The following is a 20,013-nucleotide window of genomic DNA, read 5'->3' on the forward strand; positions in this document are numbered from 1 at the left end:
AGCTTTTTGTTCTTTAGCGATTTTTGCAGAATATATGATGGGACCACCTGCTTACGAAAAAATCTCTTCTTCAAGTAACGGGTGCGTTAGTTTAAAAAGAATTGAGTGATTTTAGGACTGAGACCATATTTTAGTTATTCCATTAAAGGGCGCAATTATTGAGCAACTCAGGGCTGTTATAGCAGCCCTTCTTCCTTATTCACTGCTTATTTAAGGGAAGTTTAGTGGAATAAACAACTGATTTCCCTCTGTATTTCAAAGAGTATTCCTGCTAAGATCGAGATAAATTAATCTTGTTAAATAAAAAGAGGATAAAAAATGAAAAATGTTAAAATTTTTATGTACTTCTTTCTTTTTTCTGGATTGTTCGGTTTATCGAGTATTTACCTTAGAGAAAATTTCGGTAAACCCTTAAATTCATTAGAAATTATAGATATGTTTAGAATGGTTATGGCTGGTTTAGTTCAAATTGCAAGTATGTTCTTGGTTTATGATACTTTCTTAAGATTCAAAGAAATATCAAAAGGTAAAAAAAGATTTTTATTAGTCGTTGCGATTCCTTGCTCTATCGTTTATTTTTTATTTCTTATTGGGGTATATCTTGAATAAATAAGTATTTCTTATTCAATTAAAGGGCGCGTTTCTAAATTTAAGAACGCGTCTTTTTCATGTATTGGGCCATTTAGTTTAATAAGCAAATTAATGATATTCTTTTAACGGAACCAAAAAACCTATATACAAGATGTAGGTTAACATAGAGTTAGTAACTGATCAGGATTTCATATTAAATCTTTAGCTACAATCCATTTGCATTCTGAAATTGATAATAAAATAATATTTGCTCTGAAACGCGTCCCACATTTTATACTGTCTATATATTTTAACTTACAGAAATGAAGCATCATGAAAGTAATTGCAATTGATTTAGATGGTACTCTTTTATCTGAGAATTTATCTATTTATGAGAAAGATGTTAATGCTATAAAGGAAGCTCAGGAACAAGATCATATTGTTGCGATTGCAACGGGTAGAGCGTTATTCGATGCACAGCATATTGCAAAAAAGCATGACTTAGATTGTCCCATCATTGCATCAAATGGAGCTCAGATTTATGTAGAACATAAGAAAATAGATGAACAATTTATAAAACAGACCATAGTGCAAGCTATTATACCCTGGTTAAACGAGAGGGAAATGTACTATCAAGTCTATCTTTCTGACAAAATTGTTGTATCCAATCAAGGGATACATTGTTTAGAAAAGCAACTACATGACGTAATGGAACAAAACCCTGATTTTAATTCAGATGAGTTCTGGGAAGGAATTAAAGCTCAGATTTATCAGTATGGTTTAGAAGAAATAACAGGTACCATTCTGCCGACAGACTATCATTCTATTATTAAAATTATGGTCGTCTCTCCTAACGTTCATGTACTCAAAGAAGTAAAAGCTCATTTTCAACAAATAACTGAGTGTGTAATATCTAGTTCTGGAACGTTTAATTTAGAAATTATGAGTACAGGCGTAAATAAAGGGATAGCTTTACGCAGGCTTTGTAACTATTACGGGACAAATGTAGTGAATGCTGTTGCTATCGGGGACAACTTAAATGATATGCCAATGTTTCAAGTAGCAGCAACAGGAATTGCTATGGGAAATGCGGATAAGGAATTAGTTCGGGTTTCCACGTATCAAACGCTATCTAACCAGGAATGTGGTGTAGCATATGCATTTGAAAAATATATAAAAGCAAATCAAGTAGGAGATCAAGATGTAGAGGAAGAGAAGCTAGTATGAATCACTTCTTCCGTAGATGTTTCATTTATTTTACAGGGCTGTTCGTTTTGTCTTTAGGAGTTGTATTAATGATTAAATCCAATGTTGGGATAGCGCCATGGGATGCATTAAATGTAGCATTATCCCAACGAATTGGTTTAACCATTGGATCTTGGGTTTTCCTTGTCGGAGGTGTTCTCATCTTCGTAAACAGTATAATTAAAAGAAGTACCCCTAATCTCGGAGGGTTTATTCCTATCTTAATCATTGGATCATTTGTAGATCTTCTAAATCTAAAGATACTTCACTTTATAAAAATACATGTTTATGTTCTCCAGTGGGTTTTATTTTTTGGAGGATTATCAGTACTAGCATTGGGTATTGCTATTTATCTACGCGCATCTTTTCTATCTGTTCCAAATGATGAACTTATGTTGGCTATCACAGCTCGTACCGGGTGGAAAATTAACGTAACCAAAACAATTGGAGAAGCTATAGCCTTTATACTTGCATTTCTATTGAAAGGACCTATTGGAATAGGATCTGTTATTGTGGTACTATGTTTAGGATTATTAGTAGGAGTATTCGATCAGCTCTTGCATAAAATGGGGATGGCACGATCTGCTTATAGCCAGGAGTTGTCACAATGAGTAATATTACAAAGATAGCCAAAAAAGCAAATGTTTCTCGATCAACGGTATCGAGGGTTCTCAATAATCATCCTTATGTCAAACCAGAAAAACGAGAAGCAGTCTTACAGGCAATAAAAGAACTTAATTATGTTCCAAACTTAAATGCTGTAAATTTATCTAAAGGCAAAACAAACGTATTAGGAGTTATTGTTCCTAAGATTAACCATCCGTTTTTTAGTAACTTAATTGAGGGAATAGGCAAAGAGTGTAACAAGCACAATTATAGCTTGCTTGTACATCAATCTAATAATGATCCTAAACAAGAACTAGAGTTTTTTAACAGGTTAAAATACAAGCTCATTGATGGTCTTATTTTAGGTTCATGTGTAAGTCCTTGCCACATACTCGATGAAGTATCTGATTTTGGAAAAATGGTTTCCTGCGAAGCTTCTGAAAATAAAAAAATTGCAAGTGTATTTATTAATCACGAGTCTGGAATCCAAATGGCTATTGATCATTTAAGAGATCAAGGGCATCAAGCCATTGGACTTTGTATAGGAAATCCTGAAAGTGGCGTGGGAATGAGTAGAAGGAATTCGTTTTTTCACTACCAAAAGGAATATGGCTTACAGTGGAGAGATAATTGGTACTTTGCTGAACAGTATACAATTGAGGATGGAATTACAGTAGCAAGAAAACTTCTAGAACTACCGTTTCGTCCTACAGCTATGGTTGTAGGAAGTGATTATGTAGCTGCCGGAATCATTTACGAATCTAAAAATCAGGGATTAAAGATACCTGAGGATTTAGCAGTTGTAGGATTTGATAATCAGCCAATATCTAAAGTCGTGGAGCTTACAACGATAAATCAACCCATTCTAAAGCTGGGTGAGACAGCAGTAAATGTATTATATAGTTTAATCAATACCAAAGACGTCCCAATCACTAATACATTAGAATTAGAGTTTATCAAAAGAAAATCAACATAAGACCACATTCAGTAATGTGGTCTTCTTTATACTTAAGCTAGGGTCGAGTTCTGGCACAGAATTATTCTAAAATATAGAACGTGTACCATGTCAATATCTTGATTATTTTCTCTTATAAGATTAAGGTGCCTTTTAGCTAATTACCTAATACATATTTACGTAGAATCATGACTTGCCTTTCTTTTTCCATTAATTCTTTATCAATCTCTACAAGTAATGTATTGACTTGGAAAAGTTCCATTACTTTTAATTTCAAATCAAAAGGGGCATTATGTTTTTTTAACCATTCGAATATTTGTTGTTCACTCATCATTTCCTAAATATCCTCCTTTTAAAGATTTATTAGCTAAAAACACTAGTCGTAACGCCACTATGCTAATAAATCTCCATTCGTGTTACGCCAACTAGTGTTCTTCTTGAGTTTATTTTGTGGGAGTGGTTTCATGTCAATAGTAATAAAAAATATTTTTGCATAATTAGGGATCCTCCTACATGCCTATCAAGCTAACGAAATGAACTATCTCTATTGAATTGGGCCAGATTCTTGAGGAACGTTTTCACGTGTTTCATTAGAATAATAATTGAGATTGTGAAGACTTTCACTTAAGCTAACGGTGCAGTTTAGTTGAAGAATAAGTTGCTTCATTTTCTTAAATTATTGGGAAAAATAACTGTATAGGATTAGTCATTAGGGAAAAAACTTTATACTAAGTTTCTTCTCTTTTGATTTGCCGAAGTGTACTTCTACGAACGGTTTATTTCAATGATAATACAGTTTCAAATTATTTAGTTTAGCGAAAATTAATGTTATTATGATAGCAAATAAAAATATATTCTAAATATAGATTAATGGTTATCGAATTTTAGACCTCCCGTCCATTCAACTTGATTTTAGAACTGTAAAGGTAAAGAAGATGTTATGGATTAAAAACAGATTATAGTAAAATTGGAAAATAATAATTAAGTGATGAAACTCAAATATGAGAGTTTTTAATTTTTGTAAAAGGAGGGGAGTACAAATATGCGAAGTGAAACGGTCAAAACTTGTGTACCTACTGGTGTCAATTTAGTGGACACCGGTTTTGGACATACATTGTCCTTAATAGGCGGTAAATACAAAATGATCATTTTGTATTGGTTATCTGAAAAAAAAGTCATCAGGTTCAATGAGTTAAAACGAAGTGTAGACACAGTATCGTTTAAAACACTCAGCGTCATGTTAAAAGAATTGGAAGCTGATGGGCTTATCATTCGTGAAGAATTTCCGCAGATACCTCCCAAAGTAGAGTATTCATTATCTGACCTTGGTCGTTCACTAATTCCAATACTGGACATGATGTGTCAATGGGGAGAAAACAATCGGTAATTAGCCATTTGAATTTGCATCTTATGGGAGTGGTAGAACGTAGCGTAGCTACAATCTATGCTAGTTCTTTATTTTTTGGCAACTTGACGATCGACTTAAGACTTAGGCATTAATCTAGATATAAAAAAGGGCTGGTACAATTGTCATTTTATTACTTATTGTATCAGCCCTTTACTATTTGTTTCAATTATAATACGATATTTTTTTCGAACGGATTTATAAATTATTTATAAATTCTAGGTAATTTATAGCACTTTCTGATAATCCATTTTTCTCCGGCTGGATATCTTCTTCTTCAGTACCTCCCGGTGCTCCCTCTTCTCCATAAAACGCATAGATTGAGCAGTAATCAGCACCGCAATAAAACATGGTTGTTTCAAACGGAACTAGTATTTGCTCTAAAGTATGACGATATCTTCCACTTTCACTGTAATCTGACTGTTTTATTCCTGCAGAAACAGCTAAAGCCACTTTGCGATCCTTTAAATGATCACCACCATTTGAACCATATGCCCAACCATAAGCAAACACATCATCCAGCCACTTTTTTAAGAGAGAAGGACAATTAAACCATTGGACGGGAAATTGTAAAATTAAATTTTCATGGGATTCAATCAGTTTTTGTTCTTTTTCAATATTTATCTTTCCTTCTGGATAAATCTTATACAATTCATGCACCGTATATTTCTCTGGATATTGTTTCAGTTCTTTTATCCATCTTTTATTTATTACAGATGTTTCTATACTGGGATGAGCTACAACTACAAGTGTTTTCATAAAATGACTCTCCTTCTTAAGCGTATTGTTGTTACACTTTGAGTATAGAGAACGTATGCATTTCTTGTAAGTACGCACTTTTTTTACAGGTACTTACATAAAGGTAAGTGTGGAATAAAACCAAATAGATAGATTTTTATGGATATAGGCAATATTATTCTGACTTGTGTTAAAATTTTGGTAATAGGATTTTTTGAGAGGTGGATGAGAATGAATAAAGAGTATATAAAATATGCTGAGAGTTTAAACTCAGTTGGAGATATGATAATTAAAGTATCTAATACCACAATTAGAAGAATGAAAGTCATATCCTAAAAGTGAATTAGCAACTTATAAAGAGGAATTGACTTATTGCTGCTGAACGATAAGAATTTATAGTAAGAGAGTTGGAGGGACTTTCTGTACCAAAAGTTGTTACAAAAGAACATGGTCAGCTAATTGATTGAGTAAATTCTTTCGTTCGAGGTGCAAAGTTAATGAAGGAAAGTATGGATATTGAGGAACAGGCTGTTAATTTATTATCCTATAACCAAAGGGATATTATTAGGGAACATGGCGTTAGAGAGACTGAAATTGCTACCACGAGTATTGGAGATAAATTGATTAGAACAATCCGAATAATGCAGTAAGAAAAGCATCTCGATAAATGAGATGCTTTTCTTATTGTCTAAATACGAAGAAATAAACTGAACATGCCATATTAAAAGTATCTTAATTTAACTTTCGAGTAGCGTAGGGAATTTCCCCTGTTTTTTCCGTCTCAATTAGAATATTTATAACAGATAGATCTATATAAACTCCTTCTGATATCACTACCGGCGGATACTTACTTTATAGTTCATTCTTATTAATTTTTTGAATAAAGGAGGATAAAACCTTATTAGTTGCTAAATCCCTGTGTCTAACAAGATGTGTTTCCATAAGTCGGTACTCTTCTGGCAGAGGGGTTGAGTTGTATTCTATTTCTTGGGTTTGAGTAATTACTGATTCAGGAAGAACTGCTGAAGCCAACCCTGACTTCACACAATTTAACAAAGTGTCTAAGGTATTAACTTCTATAAAGTTAGTTGGTTTTTCCCCTTTACTGTCTAACCATTCAACTAAAACCCTTCTAAATGGGCAACCTTCAGGAAATACTGCCCAAGTCTTTGGTGTCTGTTCAGCTTTAACTCCTCTTTTAGTAATTAGACTAACTACATCTTGAATCGTATATTCAATTTCGAACAAAATAGTTTTTGTTTGACCAGTAATAAATGCAGCATCAAGCTTGTATTTTTGGATCATCTCTAATAATTTTGGTGATGTTCCTGTTAATAACGAAATCGATACATTAGGATGCTGTTTTTGGAAATCAGAAAGTATATTCATAAATTTATTTGAGGCAAGCGTCTCAACAACCCCAATAGCCAACTTTCCCCCAAAGTTTTCTGCTTCTCGAACAGCAGAAATTGCTTCTTCAGCCCGTTTATTTATGGAAGCTGCATGTTCATAAAAAATCAAGCCTCTTTCAGTTAAACTAACTCCTTTAGGATGTCTATTAAATAGAGTAACCTCTAGTTCAGATTCAAGTTTTTTAATTCGATTGGTGATATTAGACTGTACATAGCCTAGTTTGTCTGCTCCCTTAGTAAAATTCCCCTCATCAGCTACAGTTAGAAAAACTTTTAAATCAGTTAACTCCATAATATTCTCCTTATCACTTTTATTGATGGACATATCATTTTTAATCATTTTACTAAATACCACCCCAAATGTAAACTTATAATTGCAAGCAAATAAAAAAACAGGAGTGATTCAGATTATGTCAAAGTATCCTAATATATTTTCCGAATTTAAGATTGGTTCATTGGAACTATCAAATAGAACGGTAGTATCTCCAATGACCAGAACAAGTGCTCAACCGAATGGGTTAGCCAATGAAAGAATGGTCCAATATTATTCACGTTTTGCAAGAGGTGGATTTTCTTTAATAATTACAGAAGGTACTTATCCCGATTTGACACATGGGCAAGCGTATGAAAATCAACCCGGAATAGCAACTGATGAACAAGCTGCTGCATGGAAACCAGTGGTAGATGCTGTTCATAAAGAAGGAGGAAAAATCTTTTTACAAATTCAACACGCAGGAGCAATTGTTCAATACAATCGCTATACTGACTATTCATTAGCCCCCTCTGCCGTTAAGCCAAAAGGAGAAAAACTTAAAGCCCATGGGGGGAGTGGCGAATATTCACTACCAAAAGAAATAAGCAAAGAAGAAATTGAGGCAGTTATTGAGAGTTTTGCCAATGCTGCATTAAGAGCCAAAAATATTGGTTTTGATGGTATTGAAGTCCATGGAGCCAATGGATATTTATTAGATCAATTTCATACGGACTATACAAATCTTCGTGAAGACGAATTTGGTGGGACACCGGAAAATCGTGTTCGGCTAAGTGTTTTAGTGTTAAAAGCTATTCGAAATAAAGTGGGTAACAATTTTGTTGTGGGTATCCGTGTCTCTCAAGGTAAAGTAAATGATTTCTATCATAAATGGATAGGAAAAGAAGATGAAGCAAAAATAATCTTTGAGAATCTAGCCTCAGCTAGCCCAGATTATATACACACAACAGAGTTTCAAGCAGATAAACCAGCGTTTGGAGAGCATAGTCATACGCTTGCTAGCCTTGCAAAAAAATATGGGAATATACCTGTAATTGCAAATGGGCAGTTAGGAGAACCCGAAACAGCAGAAAAAATGATAGGTAACAGAGAAACTGATTTTGTTGCATTAGGGACTAGTGCTCTATCCAACCCTGATTGGCCAAACAAAGTAAAAGAAAATCAAATATTATCTAAGTTTGATCATTGTGTATTAGATCCTATTGCGGTAATAAGAGATGAGGAAACTTATTAATAGGCAAATGTAATATTCCAAACTTAATTTAGGATACTCCAATAGGGGTATCCTTCTATTTAAAACAAGAGGTGATAAAAATGAGTTGGATATTTTTAATTATTGCAGCAATCCTAGAAGTTGTTTGGATAGCTGGCCTAAAAATGTCAAAGGGTTTTACAATTCTTACTCCTAGTGTAATAACGATTATTCTGATTATAATTACATTTTATTTCTTTTCAAAATCGGTTATTAGATTACCAATTGGAACAGCGTATGCAATTTTTGCAGGGATAGGGGCAGTAGGTTCAGCCTTATTAGGATTTTTTATGTTTGGCGAAATTTTTAATTTACTTAAACTGTTTTTCTTATCCCTTTTAATTTTGGGCATAATCGGGTTAAAAATGTCTGTTACGAATGAAGAAGGGTAGGAGAGAATATATGACTTGGCTTTATTTAATAGTTGCTGGCTTAGGAGAATTCGGACTTGTTAGTTTTATAAAATTGTCTGATGGATTTACAAATAGAACATACAGTTTATTAACTGGTATCTCAGGTATAATTAGTTTTTCTTTTTTGGCAAAAGCAGTTGAATTACTCCCTATTGGGGTAGCTTATGGAATATGGACGGGTATTGGTTCAATAGGTAGTGTGATTATTGGTATGTATTTTTTTAATGAAAATAAAAGTGTATCAAAGGTGGTTTATATATCCTTTATAATTATAGGAGTAACGGGACTTAAAACTTTTTCGTAACAAAATACGTCAAGAAACCATTTTTATGAACAAAATAAACAACTTCATTTTCTATAAACAGCGGATTATGAAAAATGAACAAATTTTTTATAAAAGTTGTGTACCAATTCATAAGAGAATAATTCATTTTGAACAATCTTTTTCCATAAGCTACACCATTATCATTATAAAAATGGCTAAGAGAAAAAGAATAGAAAAGCACTCTATTTGAAGATAACTCGACTTTAATTTTAAATTGTGAAGGATTGTACTTAAAAACGGGTGCTTATATGTAGTATGATTTTCTACCGTATTCAACGTAAGTAACAGCGAATGCGACTAGCTTCTTAGGATGATCAAATCGATCGATTTCCCCAATCTCGGATATAATCGTTGCCGCGATCTTTTCTCCGATTCCAGGAATTGATTTGATAATGGTATATTCTTCAACTTCTTTCGCAAGGGCATCTATCTCTGACTCTAACGTTGATAGGTGCTCTTTGTATTGGAGAAGAATATTAATAAACATCCCCAGACTCAAAATATGACTCTGATAAACAGTTTTCTCAAATGGATTACGCATAGCTGCAGCTCTGAGCTGTTCTGTTTTCTCACTTGCCCAAACCCTTGAACGACTCTTACAGAACTCATGAATGGTGCTTGTTAGGGTTTCATCATCCGCATTTAATATATCCTCAGACGAAGGAAAGGTCCTTAGAGTTAATAGAGATACAATAGAGTATAAATCTCCAAACACACCTCTATACTCAGGGAAAACCTGATCGAGAATGGCTTGAAACTGTAACTTTGTTTGAATGACAGTACCAGTAATGTTCTCATGTTGTCTTGTAAGATTACGTAAGTTTAATAGTTGGACGCCTCGTTTTTTATAGGGTTCTAGTTCCTCTTTATAGAAAAGTTCGCACAATAGATAGGCATCAACTGCGTCAGTCTTTACCTTTCGTAAGCTAGAACTTTTGGCCTTATAAGAAATTAATGGATTAATAATAATTAATAGGTATCCACGCTCCTCAAGATAGTGAACGATAGGACTTTGATAATGTCCTGTTGCTTCTAGAATAACCGGAGGTTTCTTCCCAGTCTCAGCTTTCACTTCTTCAATAAATCGGACAAGATAATCTAGTCCTTCAAGAGTATGAGATACTTTAAAGCTCTTACGGTATGGTTTTCCCTTGTCTAAGAAAGCCTGAATCTGACTTTCTCCTTTTGATACATCCAGACCAATGACTGGATTCATTCGATATCCCCTCCAAAAGATAAATTAACCGGTACCCCTAATCCTTCTTGCAGTATCACAGCTTCGCTTGTTATACGAGATCTACGTCCAAACCAGCCTCAATCATGTTTCTACAAGTAGGGGGCAAACTGTTTAGCTGACGGGATCAAGTCCCACGGGCAGTTACGTTTTACCCCGGCTACCGTTATAATAAGACCATATTAAAAAAGGTCAACCAGAAATATTTTCTTATCTGGCTGACCTTATAATACGAACGAGCAGTTTAGTGCAATAAGACAATACTAAAAAGGAAATGGATATTTATGTTAAAGTTAAATGCAAATACCTTATGATTGGAGTTGATACCGATAGTTAATTTTTTGAATTTTATTATAACGATTGTATTCATAGGTTTGCTTTTGTTTGGACTGATTCAATCCAAGAAACACTCTTTTATGGCGGGGTTCTATGCTTTTCTCCTTTTGATGATTAACCAACTTTATTTGCTTGTATCACCCTTTGTAACGAACAGTATTATAGAGAATTTTATGTTAAACAATCATGAACCATCAGCAATGACCGTAGGAGAATTCGCTTTATTACTTTCATTTATCCCTAAAACAATTGAAATCATTGCCTATATTATTTTGGTTGTTGGTCTGTACAAATTGTGGGATAAGAAAAAGTCATAAACATAAAAGTGTTGTTAAGCTAACGGGCACTTGAGCGAAAGAGTGGGGGCTGTCGTAACGGTAGCTCCTTTGGCTTATTGAGCTAACGGAGCAGAAGAGTTGAACAAAAGATGAAACTATACCGTTAAATATTTCTTTCGTCAAGTAAGGTAGATAATTTTGTAATTAGGAGTGTTATGTAGTGAAGTATAAAAAATTAAAATGGTTGGCAATTTTCGTCTCTTTTTTGTACCTTGTATTTGTTTATTTAAAAGTAATAGAAAATGGTTCCCTTATATATGATTACTTTACAGTCTTCGGGAATTGGATAGTAATAACTGTTTTAACTGTTTGGTTTGTTAATAAATCCACCGTCCAAAGTACGTTTGATTTTCTCATTTTATGTGCTTTTATACTATACCTGTTTGTATTACATCAATATGTAAGCTTTGTAGATATTGGCTATTATTTTACACAAGAATATACAGGGAATTATCACGTTCAATATGACCGTATCAATCTCATTCCATTTAATACTATTTGGCACGTCCTCACTCTTCCAGTGTTCGTGCCAGTCATGATTATTCAGGTTTTAGGCAATCTGGTTTTATTGACTCCTTTTGCTTTTGCTTTATTATCTTTAGGCATTACGAAAGGAACCAAGAAAACAGTTTTTGTCATTTTCCTCCTATCCCTCGGTATTGAAACTTTTCAGTTCGTACTTAGTTTTATTGCGTCTGCATATCGATTTGGAGAAGGGCGTGCTATTGATGTGGATGACCTAATTTTAAATACACTTGGAAGTCTAATTGGCGTACTATTTTACAAATTATATAGACGGACTCTGTTTTTCTTGAACAACACAAGGAAAAATAAAGCAAATATGTCATAAAACATACAATTTTTTTGAACGAAAGGGTGCGTTTCTGCAACATCAGCAGGAACGCTTTTTCACTAACGGAGCAGAGCAGGTTCATGGAAGAAGCCCCCTGTTAAAAATTTATTGGAGGGAGAAAAAGAATGAAACAATTATCTTTTATAGGTACAGTATTGGTTCTAGTATTGTTAGTAACTGATTGTAATCAACAACCAAATATCGATATTAGTAAAACCTTGGATCAAACGAGAGAAACACTCAAAGAATTAGATGACGTAGAAACTACTGCGGCTTCTTTTGATGGGGAGAGTGATATTAAGTTTAGGCTTATGGTTGAGGGGCATCCAACAGAGGAAGAGGCTATATCTTTGTTTAACAAGATATTGGAAAATATTACTAAGTCGTCAACCTATTCTGATGTATGGGATTATTATAATGGCTATTTTGACATAAAAAGTTACGATAATGGTGTTATATATGAAGCGACTAAGCTTATTGGAGAAGATTTCAATATATCGTCGAACTAAAATTCGAAAAAACGAAAGTCCTCTCTTAATTGTGAAGGGTTACACTTCAAGTAACGGGGGCATTCCTTCAACAAGGGCAGAAGTTAGCGTATTCAGGTACTTGTTTCCGTCCGCCAATTTCAAATCAGACAGTGAGTGCATACGCATACTGAGCCTGTTAATCAGTAAATAATTAAGGAATTTCACGGTGTTTAACGCATGCTTCTTTTGAGTGTTGAATTTTCTTGCCTGCCAGTTATGTAATATAAAATCTGTCACCGGATGGATGATATGGGTGCCAGTATCCAGATTTTTAAGTCCGATTACCGGGAACTGCTTTTTAATGACTTTGCCGTCGCTTAATACCCCCCAATCAATCCAGACAGGAATCATAATAAATTTATAATTCTTTAGTGTAGCTATTGTTGCCGTATGCGAATTGACCATTTGTCCTCCAATAAGTTATTTTATGTACAATATTGCTGAAAGGAATTATATTGGTTATGTCATGTTTTCTATAATACCATTCCAGATTATTTGTGTACAATAATATTGATCACGAAATCTATTGAAATCCTATAGTTAAAAGGCAATAATTAATTATTTTTGTGCATTTTATTTTCGTGCAATATTATGGAGATAATTAAAGTTTGATGGTATCCGTGTTATTTTGGAGCAGGTCACCGGTCAACTTCGTCTTTACACGAGACATCAAACAGATTTTACCCATCAACTCCTGCTAAAGTATAAAGGATACGGCAATTCCTAAAGATTCACACAACCTTGTTAAAATACAGAGTACTGAAGGCAATGGGGTTGGTACGTTTGACCAGGTGTAAGCGCTTGGGTTAGAAGGAATTGTCTTGAGGTATAGAGATGGTCGGTATCGTTCCAATCACCGCTCTCAACACGTATTAAAGGTTGTAAGATTTGCTAGGAATTGATTTGTTGCACTAACTTATTTTTTTTGGTAATATCGTTTCATAGCTAACGATTATGAAAATTAAAGGGGGAGTTATTATTCATTCATTTAATGAAGATGGGGAATTACTTCCTGAAGAGAAGGAAACAATCAATCTCTTAACTAAGTTACCAATGGATTCACTAAATTTGGATGCAGTAGCTGTTGTTACAAACATCTACAGAACAGCACAAGGATTAAGAAATAAAATGGAACGAGAGGTTTTATCCGAGTATGGTCTATCTTGGACATCATTTTCACTGCTTTATGATTTATGGATAGGAAATCAGGTAGAAACAAAAAAATTAGCTAAGTCCACAGGAGTGACGAAGGCAACAGTAAGCAATGTTACTAAAACCTTAGAACGAAAAGAACTATGTTATCGGAAAGTAGATAACAGAGATAGAAGAATTACTTATGTAACGATAACGGATTTAGGTAGAAGCATTATGGAAGATTTATATCCAAGGTTTCATAAGGGTGAAGTGGAAATCGTTTCAGGTCTTTCTGTAGAAGAGCAAAAGCATATCTCAGCATTATTAAGAACAGTAATTAAAGATAATCGTTTTTGAGTTAGTAATGAATATGAAACAAGCGTTGATGGGAAACCGAGTAGTAGTTATCTCCCTGTATCAGAGAGTCGATGGTTGGTGGGAATCGACACAAAGATGACACGAATTACATTCCCTGAGCTTTCTTTGTTAACAAAAGTAAGCAAAGACGGACGAGCCGTTATTCGTTAAGTGGAAGAAAAAAATTCTTCAACAAGGGTGGTACCGCGTGAAAAACCACGTCCCTTCATAGTAGGGATGTGGTTTTTTTATATTTTATTTTGGAGGAATGAAAAAAATGACTGAGGTAAAGAGACAACTAACAGAAGAACAAGTAATAGAAGTAAAGAGACAAATGGCCATCTATACGCATGGTGTACAAGATATTATTCCGTTGGAAGAATTAGAAATGAAAGTGGCAAAATCTTTACTGGAAAACCGACCACTTAAAATAAAATTGGGCTTAGACCCTTCAGCTCCAGATGTACATCTCGGTCATACCGTTGTTTTAAAGAAAATGAAACAATTTCAAGAAAATGGGCATATTATCCAATTGTTGATTGGGGATTTTACTGGGAAGATTGGAGATCCAACAGGAAAGTCCGTTGCTAGAAAGCCATTAACTAATGAAGAAGTGAAACACAATGCCAAAACATACTTTGAACAGTTTGGGAAAGTGATGGATATGGATAAAATCGAACTTCATTACAATTCGAAATGGCTATCACAATTAAACTTTGAGGATGTCATTCAATTAGCAGGAAAAATAACAGTAGCAAGATTAATGGAAAGAGATGATTTTGAAGAAAGAATAGCTCTTGGGAAGCCTATTTCACTCCATGAATTCTTCTACCCATTAATGCAAGGTTACGATTCTGTAGAATTAGAGTGTGACATTGAACTTGGTGGAACCGACCAACACTTTAACATTTTAATGGGGAGACATTTTCAAGAGAAGTTTGGAAAAGAAAAACAAGTAGCAATGCTAATGCCTTTATTGGAAGGACTTGACGGTGTAGAAAAGATGTCTAAATCAAAGAAAAACTACATTGGTATTGGTGAGAGTCCTCAAGAAATGTACGGTAAAGCGATGTCTATTCCTGATAAATTAATGAATAAGTATTTCGAGTTAGTTACAGATTTCACTCCTGAACAAATAGAAACAATTAATAAGGATATAAATTCAGGCGAGCTACATCCAAGAGATGCAAAAATGCTTCTGGGGCAAACAATTGTAAGGATGTACCACGGAACAGAAGCTGCCAAAAAAGCAGAAAAACAATTTATCTCTGTCTTTCAAAAGGGAGCAGTTCCCGATGAGATGCCAGTGGTTGAATGGAAGGGCAATCTAGAAATACCAGTATTAGATTTCCTAGTAGAGTTAAATTTGCTAAGCTCGAAAAGTGAAGCACGAAGAATGATTGAGAATAGAGGAGTAAAAATAAATGGAGACAAAATTGAAGAAACAGAATTACGAGTTCCTATTACTGAAGGTTTAGTTGTACAAGTTGGGAAACGGAAGTTCGTAAGGATAAAAATGTAATAGATAAAGGTACAACTTTGGGTTGTACCTTTAAATTTTGCAGGTCAACTCCCTCAGATAGATTCAATTTACTCCCAAATTCGCTTATTCGTAGGTTTTCAAACCTCTTGTAAGAAAAGTAGTGGATGAATGGTCTGAGTGTTGGATCTTTTGGCTACATGAAGGCATGTGTAAATAGGGGGACAAGTATCACCCTATTTATTACCATATACTGTATGTATTCTCCACGCCCCCCTGGAGGTTTTCGCTCCTACGTCTCAACGGATCCATGCCCTCTTATTCCTTCGTTACACCTATCAAAGTGGTGGAGCTAAGGTGCATGGACTGTTACAATAGCAGCTGGGACGCTTTTTAACTAAAGAGTAGGATTGTTCAAATTACTTTAAAAGATTATGTATGATATGAAGGAGGTATTTAAAATTGAAGGAATTTATTGGTAACTTTTTGGCTTGTATAGTTATTTGTTGGATTTTTGCATTTTTCTTCCTCGGCCTTATTGTAGAAAAGATGTGGGCTTTAATTATTTTTATTGCATTCGTATTAGCGGTGTTTATTACAGTTTTTATTAAACAGGAATCCAGAATTGAAGAATTAGAAAAGAAAGTAGAAAAGTTATTAGATAAACAAGATTAAGAAATGCGTCTATAGTCTAATTATTGACATTTAATTTATCCAAGACCATTAAATATTGTACTTAAAGTAACGGGCAGCATTAGTAAAATTACTAAGAAGACATTTTTTCATCTCTTTCGTATTTTCATTATTCAGCAATAGGGTGCATTCCTACAACAAGGGTGCGGACGTTCTATCCTTGCTCCTGTTATAATAAGACCATATGAAAAATGGTCAACCAGAAATATTTTCTTATCTGGTTAACCTTATAATACGAACTGCAGTATAGTTAAATAATTAACTTGTTTGTTTGGCGAATTTTGGTATATCATTGAATAGAACATAAGTTCCTGCTGATGAAGAGGAGGATGGTTGATGTGGAAAAGAATAGAATGTATTGCAATTTATACAGAAGACATTGAAAAGTCGGTAAAGTTCTATCAATCGTTAGGTTTAACAAAAGCCTGGGAAGTATTTCAAGACGAAGAAAAACAGTGGACACTCATTGGTATGATATTTCCTGATGGTAATTCAGAGTTAGTGTTAAAAAATAACCCCAATTTGAATTTTGCTGAAACTGAGATTGTTTGTGAAGACGTTCGGCGGACTTACGAAATATTAAAATCTGATCCTGAAGTTCAGTGGATTCGCACTCCATTCCCTAATTCTTTAGGTGGTCATGTAGCTGTAATGCAAGCCCCTGACGGAAATGTTTTTGTTTTAGTAGGAAAATAAAGTAAAAGAAAAGGAAAATGAATTTGAAATTTAAAAAAATCGAAGTTGCCTTCGTGAGCTAACCGGTGCAATCCTAAAAGAACAGGGAATGCATTTTCTTTTTGTATTAATTAAAAGGGAATTAATGTTAAAATTGAAACAATCAGTTATTCAGGTAACTGGTAGAAGAGTTGAAGAAAGAATGATTAAATATAGCTTAAAACAGTACTAAAAAAGAGTAAGGTTTTACGCAAGTAGTATTTTATGGAGGGTATGTGGTGAGTAAAAAGCAAAAGATATTATTTGGAATTTCAATTGCTGTAAACATCTTATTAGTTATTGTAGTGGCATCGGGATATATAAAAACAAATTTTGCCTCTGAACAGTTATTGCTCACAGAAGTACAAGATAATCTGGTCGAATTAGAAGGCTTAATTGCACATCAAATTGAAAATGATTGGTCAGAGCCTAACTTGGTTACTGTAAAGATTGGAGATGTAATGACTGGTCTTTGGATAGGTATGCAAACTGGTGAACACCTAAACTCAGTTTCCAGTAAAGATAAACAACTCCTAAATATACTTTATTATCAACTAAAAGCACAGTATCCCTATGATGAATTATATAGTTTTACAGATGTTTCTGAAAAAAACATTGAACATTTAACTGAGTTACGAGAACTTCTTCGTGATGTAGGATTAGGTATGAATATTTCAAGAAATAATGATATGTCTTCTTTTATGGATAAAGTTAAATCATTAGTAGAAAGTATCGAAGGAGAACAAAAGGAATAAACATTTTTGTGCTTGTGTGTAATTTTAGTTCCCTTTATCAAAGGAGAAAATCCATTCTAAATGAAAAATTCTTATGAACTGGAGCATCGCTTTTCTTTGTTCTGCTAACGGTCAGGAGTGTTGAAGAAGGAGAGCGTTCAATATATATAGAATCCTTATTTATTCCTAAAAAAGTTGAAGGAGATAGAGAAGATATGAAGGCTGTAATTCAGAATGAATATGGTGATGCTAATGTACTTTTATACACTGATGTTGAAATTCCGAAATTAGGTGAAAATGAAGTATTAATAAAGGCAATGTATTCAAGTGTAAATTATGCTGATATTAAAAAGCGATCTGGAAATAAAGATAAAGGTAAATTTCCTTTTATATTAGGACTAGATGTTGCTGGAATTGTAGAGGAAACATCTCCTCATTCACTGTTTTCAAAAGGAGATAGGGTAATTGCGTTTCCGAAAGATGGTTCATACGCTGAGTATGTAGTGGCGAAGCAACAGCTTGTTTTTAAAATTCCAAATAACCTCACTTTTGAGAAAGCAGCCACGATGCCCACAGTATCATTCTTGTCCTATATGCTATTACATGAAATTGGTCAAGTTGAAAAAACAGATACTATTGTAATTCATAGTGCTGCTGGTGGAGTAGGTTCAGTCCTTGTACAATTAGCTAAATTAGCTGGAGTGAATAAGATAATAGGAACAGTTGGAGATTTAGAAAAAGAAAAGTATGTGAAAAATTTAGGTGCCCATTCAGTATTTACTTACGAAACATTTACAAATGAAGTTTTAAAACTGACAAATAATAAGGGTGCTAATGTTATTTTCGATTCAGTAGCAGGTGATGTGTCTAGTAAAAGTTTAGAGTGTCTAGGTTTATATGGCACGCTTGTTCAATTTGGAAACAGCAGTGGTCAAATAGGTACATTTAAAACGAGTGATGTTCATAGTAGTTGTAGGAATATCAAAGGTTTTAGCTTAGGAACAACTAGGAATCATGCCCCTGAACGGTTAACATCTATTGCAGAAAAAGTAATCGACTTGTTTGCTAGAAATAAAATAAACCTACAAGTTGCAAAGGTATTCGCTTTAAGCGAAGTAGCAGAAGCTCATAAACTTATTGAAAGCCGTAAATATGAAGGGAAAGTTTTAATTAAAATATAATTATGAGCTCTTATTAAAAGGCCTTAATCGGCGTCCTCTTTTAGTCATCGTAGATTCTTCTCGAATGAATGATCTGTAATCTCCTTGACCTTAATTTTACTATCTAGTTCACTGTACGCGGGGTAAGAATGTCACTCGTTGTCCACGCTGTTGGCGGAATATTGGTGTTACTTGTGGTCACAACATTATCGGTTTACAAACCTCGTGGCATGACGCGCTATGGGGGTGAATGCAGACCAAATATATATTTATGGTGTTTGAAGTTAGAAAGTAATTTATTAAACCATTTGGGTTCATCATTATTCTAAACTGCACAACAGTACCAATTGATTATATTGTAAAGGCTATAAGTTTTAAAAAATCATTGTTATTGCGCCTTGAAACCTCCAATTTATTTTTAAGCGTATTTTACTAAAATCAAGGACTTCAAGCTAAAAAGTAATTCACACTAGCTTATATAAAAAGTCAAAATACAAAAAGGAATTACCAATAGGGACTGAAATCGTCTCTTCTGCTATGCCAGTTAGCAATTAAATAGATAACAAAGTATATCGGGAACGAGTAAATATGCTCCCAATTTAGCATTTCATAAAATCTGAAAAATTCAAATAATGGACCTCCTCCAAACGAAGCCACTGTTGAAAAAATAATGCCTTTAAGTAGTGGGGATACTTCTGGCTTGTACTCAATAATACCAAGGATAATGACAGGTATAAGAGTACAATCCCAAGGTATGTAAGCTGGTAACCATGGCATAACTTCGTAATAATAAATCCATAATCCGTACTGGGCTCCTAAAAAGTCCAAAAAGGAAGAAATGATTAAAATAAGGAAACCAGTATAAAGAAGACGATGTCTACTATCTTTTTTACTAAGAAATGCCCATAATACCCAAGGAATGATTGCTAAGGATAAACCAAGCCACCAATGAGGGGTAAATAAAACATTTTCAAGCCATATGGATGTCTTTATGTCCTGTGACTTTGTAATGGATTCACTTATTGCCTTTACTTTTTCTGTATAGACTGATTGTAGCATGTTGTCAGCTCCGTGGATTTTTAGAGTTTTTTCATGGGAAGTCGTATTTCAAAAATCACAACTCCCCTTACTTGTTTAAGATTATTCGAGTAAATCTGGACGGGAGTGTTTGATAGAAATATAAGAAAATAAAAACTAAAAGGCACAAAGCATAGTGCGATTAACATAGAAGCACTTAAGTTATCTTTTTATCATGATT

Annotated in this window: 23 protein-coding genes, 1 pseudogene and 1 other annotated feature; of the genes and pseudogenes, 18 read left to right on the forward strand and 6 right to left on the reverse strand. The window is 34.1% G+C overall.

The features are described 5' to 3' along the window. Window positions 1-318 precede the first annotated feature (318 nt). From CEF19_RS20540 to CEF19_RS20555, 4 genes are all read left to right on the forward strand, one after another. Entirely contained in the window at window positions 319-609 is a 291-nt protein-coding gene (locus tag CEF19_RS20540; RefSeq protein WP_100407776.1) for a hypothetical protein, read from the forward strand. A 294-nt stretch (window positions 610-903) separates the two neighbouring features. After that, the gene (locus CEF19_RS20545) at window positions 904-1,797 is read left to right on the forward strand and encodes a Cof-type HAD-IIB family hydrolase (protein ID WP_100407777.1); all 894 of its coding nucleotides are present in this window, start codon (window positions 904-906) and stop codon (window positions 1,795-1,797) included. Between the two features lie 68 nt (window positions 1,798-1,865). Next, window positions 1,866-2,426 (forward strand): YczE/YyaS/YitT family protein, encoded by a 561-nt coding sequence (locus tag CEF19_RS20550; RefSeq protein WP_454429351.1) that lies wholly within the window; start codon window positions 1,866-1,868, stop codon window positions 2,424-2,426. After that, window positions 2,423-3,397 (forward strand): LacI family DNA-binding transcriptional regulator, encoded by a 975-nt coding sequence (locus CEF19_RS20555; RefSeq protein WP_100407779.1) that lies wholly within the window; start codon window positions 2,423-2,425, stop codon window positions 3,395-3,397. Before CEF19_RS20550 ends, CEF19_RS20555 begins: the two co-directional genes overlap by 4 nt. A 136-nt stretch (window positions 3,398-3,533) precedes the next feature. Here the strand turns inward: CEF19_RS20555 and CEF19_RS23345 are convergent, their stop codons facing one another. Beyond that, window positions 3,534-3,710, reverse strand: coding sequence for a hypothetical protein (locus CEF19_RS23345; protein WP_157801033.1), 177 nt, complete (start codon window positions 3,708-3,710; stop codon window positions 3,534-3,536). A 708-nt stretch (window positions 3,711-4,418) separates the two neighbouring features. Between CEF19_RS23345 and CEF19_RS20560 the strand changes: the two genes are divergently transcribed. Then, on the forward strand, window positions 4,419-4,763 hold the full coding sequence (locus tag CEF19_RS20560) for a winged helix-turn-helix transcriptional regulator (RefSeq protein WP_100407780.1): 345 nt from the start codon (window positions 4,419-4,421) through the stop codon (window positions 4,761-4,763). 216 nt (window positions 4,764-4,979) lie between these two features. Here CEF19_RS20560 and CEF19_RS20565 read toward each other — a convergent pair whose 3' ends face one another. Next, window positions 4,980-5,540 (reverse strand): NAD(P)H-dependent oxidoreductase, encoded by a 561-nt coding sequence (locus CEF19_RS20565; RefSeq protein ID WP_100407781.1) that lies wholly within the window; start codon window positions 5,538-5,540, stop codon window positions 4,980-4,982. A gap of 476 nt (window positions 5,541-6,016) precedes the next feature. On the opposite strand from CEF19_RS20565, the gene CEF19_RS23350 reads away from it, so the two are divergent. Then, window positions 6,017-6,169, forward strand: coding sequence for a hypothetical protein (locus tag CEF19_RS23350; protein WP_157801034.1), 153 nt, complete (start codon window positions 6,017-6,019; stop codon window positions 6,167-6,169). A 202-nt stretch (window positions 6,170-6,371) separates the two neighbouring features. On the opposite strand, the gene CEF19_RS20570 is transcribed toward CEF19_RS23350, so the two are convergent. Continuing rightward, a complete protein-coding gene (locus CEF19_RS20570) occupies window positions 6,372-7,271 on the reverse strand; it encodes a LysR family transcriptional regulator (RefSeq protein WP_100407782.1) in 900 nt (299 codons plus the stop codon). 70 nt (window positions 7,272-7,341) lie between these two features. Between CEF19_RS20570 and CEF19_RS20575 the strand changes: the two genes are divergently transcribed. The 3 genes from CEF19_RS20575 (at window position 7,342) to CEF19_RS20585 (ending at window position 9,171) form a co-directional block, all read left to right on the forward strand. Beyond that, entirely contained in the window at window positions 7,342-8,436 is a 1,095-nt protein-coding gene (locus CEF19_RS20575; protein WP_100407783.1) for an oxidoreductase, read from the forward strand. An 80-nt stretch (window positions 8,437-8,516) separates the two neighbouring features. After that, window positions 8,517-8,846, forward strand: a complete 330-nt coding sequence (locus tag CEF19_RS20580) for a DMT family transporter (RefSeq protein WP_100407784.1) — start codon at window positions 8,517-8,519, stop codon at window positions 8,844-8,846. 10 nt (window positions 8,847-8,856) lie between these two features. After that, the gene (locus tag CEF19_RS20585) at window positions 8,857-9,171 is read left to right on the forward strand and encodes a DMT family transporter (protein ID WP_100407785.1); all 315 of its coding nucleotides are present in this window, start codon (window positions 8,857-8,859) and stop codon (window positions 9,169-9,171) included. A gap of 307 nt (window positions 9,172-9,478) precedes the next feature. Here the strand turns inward: CEF19_RS20585 and CEF19_RS20590 are convergent. Then, window positions 9,479-10,408 (reverse strand): annotated as a pseudogene (locus CEF19_RS20590) (IS110 family transposase); the annotation flags it as partial. Between the two features lie 527 nt (window positions 10,409-10,935). Between CEF19_RS20590 and CEF19_RS23355 the strand changes: the two are divergent. From CEF19_RS23355 to CEF19_RS20605, 3 genes are all read left to right on the forward strand, one after another. Further along, the gene (locus tag CEF19_RS23355) at window positions 10,936-11,079 is read left to right on the forward strand and encodes a hypothetical protein (RefSeq protein WP_157801035.1); all 144 of its coding nucleotides are present in this window, start codon (window positions 10,936-10,938) and stop codon (window positions 11,077-11,079) included. A 181-nt stretch (window positions 11,080-11,260) separates the two neighbouring features. Next, on the forward strand, window positions 11,261-11,950 hold the full coding sequence (locus CEF19_RS20600; RefSeq protein ID WP_100407787.1) for a VanZ family protein: 690 nt from the start codon (window positions 11,261-11,263) through the stop codon (window positions 11,948-11,950). 128 nt (window positions 11,951-12,078) lie between these two features. Beyond that, window positions 12,079-12,462, forward strand: coding sequence for an IolE/MocC family protein (locus tag CEF19_RS20605; protein ID WP_100407788.1), 384 nt, complete (start codon window positions 12,079-12,081; stop codon window positions 12,460-12,462). Window positions 12,463-12,501: 39 nt separating this feature from the next. Here the strand turns inward: CEF19_RS20605 and CEF19_RS20610 are convergent, their stop codons facing one another. Then, window positions 12,502-12,888: a hypothetical protein gene (locus tag CEF19_RS20610; RefSeq protein WP_198510339.1), complete on the reverse strand. Its 387-nt coding sequence runs from the start codon at window positions 12,886-12,888 to the stop codon at window positions 12,502-12,504. 549 nt (window positions 12,889-13,437) lie between these two features. On the opposite strand from CEF19_RS20610, the gene CEF19_RS20615 reads away from it, so the two are divergent. From CEF19_RS20615 to CEF19_RS20640, 6 genes are all read left to right on the forward strand, one after another. Continuing rightward, the gene (locus tag CEF19_RS20615) at window positions 13,438-13,974 is read left to right on the forward strand and encodes a MarR family winged helix-turn-helix transcriptional regulator (protein ID WP_100407789.1); all 537 of its coding nucleotides are present in this window, start codon (window positions 13,438-13,440) and stop codon (window positions 13,972-13,974) included. Between the two features lie 16 nt (window positions 13,975-13,990). Beyond that, window positions 13,991-14,203 (forward strand) — a binding site (T-box leader). A gap of 48 nt (window positions 14,204-14,251) precedes the next feature. Next, window positions 14,252-15,496: a tyrosine--tRNA ligase gene (gene tyrS / locus CEF19_RS20620; RefSeq protein WP_100407790.1), complete on the forward strand. Its 1,245-nt coding sequence runs from the start codon at window positions 14,252-14,254 to the stop codon at window positions 15,494-15,496. Window positions 15,497-15,916: 420 nt separating this feature from the next. Continuing rightward, entirely contained in the window at window positions 15,917-16,129 is a 213-nt protein-coding gene (locus CEF19_RS20625) for a hypothetical protein (protein ID WP_100407791.1), read from the forward strand. Between the two features lie 354 nt (window positions 16,130-16,483). Continuing rightward, entirely contained in the window at window positions 16,484-16,843 is a 360-nt protein-coding gene (locus CEF19_RS20630; protein ID WP_100407792.1) for a VOC family protein, read from the forward strand. 257 nt (window positions 16,844-17,100) lie between these two features. Continuing rightward, window positions 17,101-17,616 (forward strand): hypothetical protein, encoded by a 516-nt coding sequence (locus CEF19_RS20635; RefSeq protein WP_100407793.1) that lies wholly within the window; start codon window positions 17,101-17,103, stop codon window positions 17,614-17,616. Between the two features lie 194 nt (window positions 17,617-17,810). Further along, on the forward strand, window positions 17,811-18,776 hold the full coding sequence (locus tag CEF19_RS20640) for a quinone oxidoreductase family protein (protein ID WP_100407794.1): 966 nt from the start codon (window positions 17,811-17,813) through the stop codon (window positions 18,774-18,776). Window positions 18,777-19,259: 483 nt separating this feature from the next. Here the strand turns inward: CEF19_RS20640 and CEF19_RS20650 are convergent, their stop codons facing one another. Next, complete coding sequence (locus CEF19_RS20650) at window positions 19,260-19,814, reverse strand: CBO0543 family protein (protein WP_100407796.1); 555 nt, start codon at window positions 19,812-19,814, stop codon at window positions 19,260-19,262. Between the last annotated feature and the right edge of the window lie 199 nt (window positions 19,815-20,013).

The sequence above is a fragment of the Bacillus solitudinis genome (assembly GCF_002797395.1).
Classification (GTDB): domain Bacteria; phylum Bacillota; class Bacilli; order Bacillales; family Bacillaceae_D; genus Halalkalibacter_A; species Halalkalibacter_A solitudinis.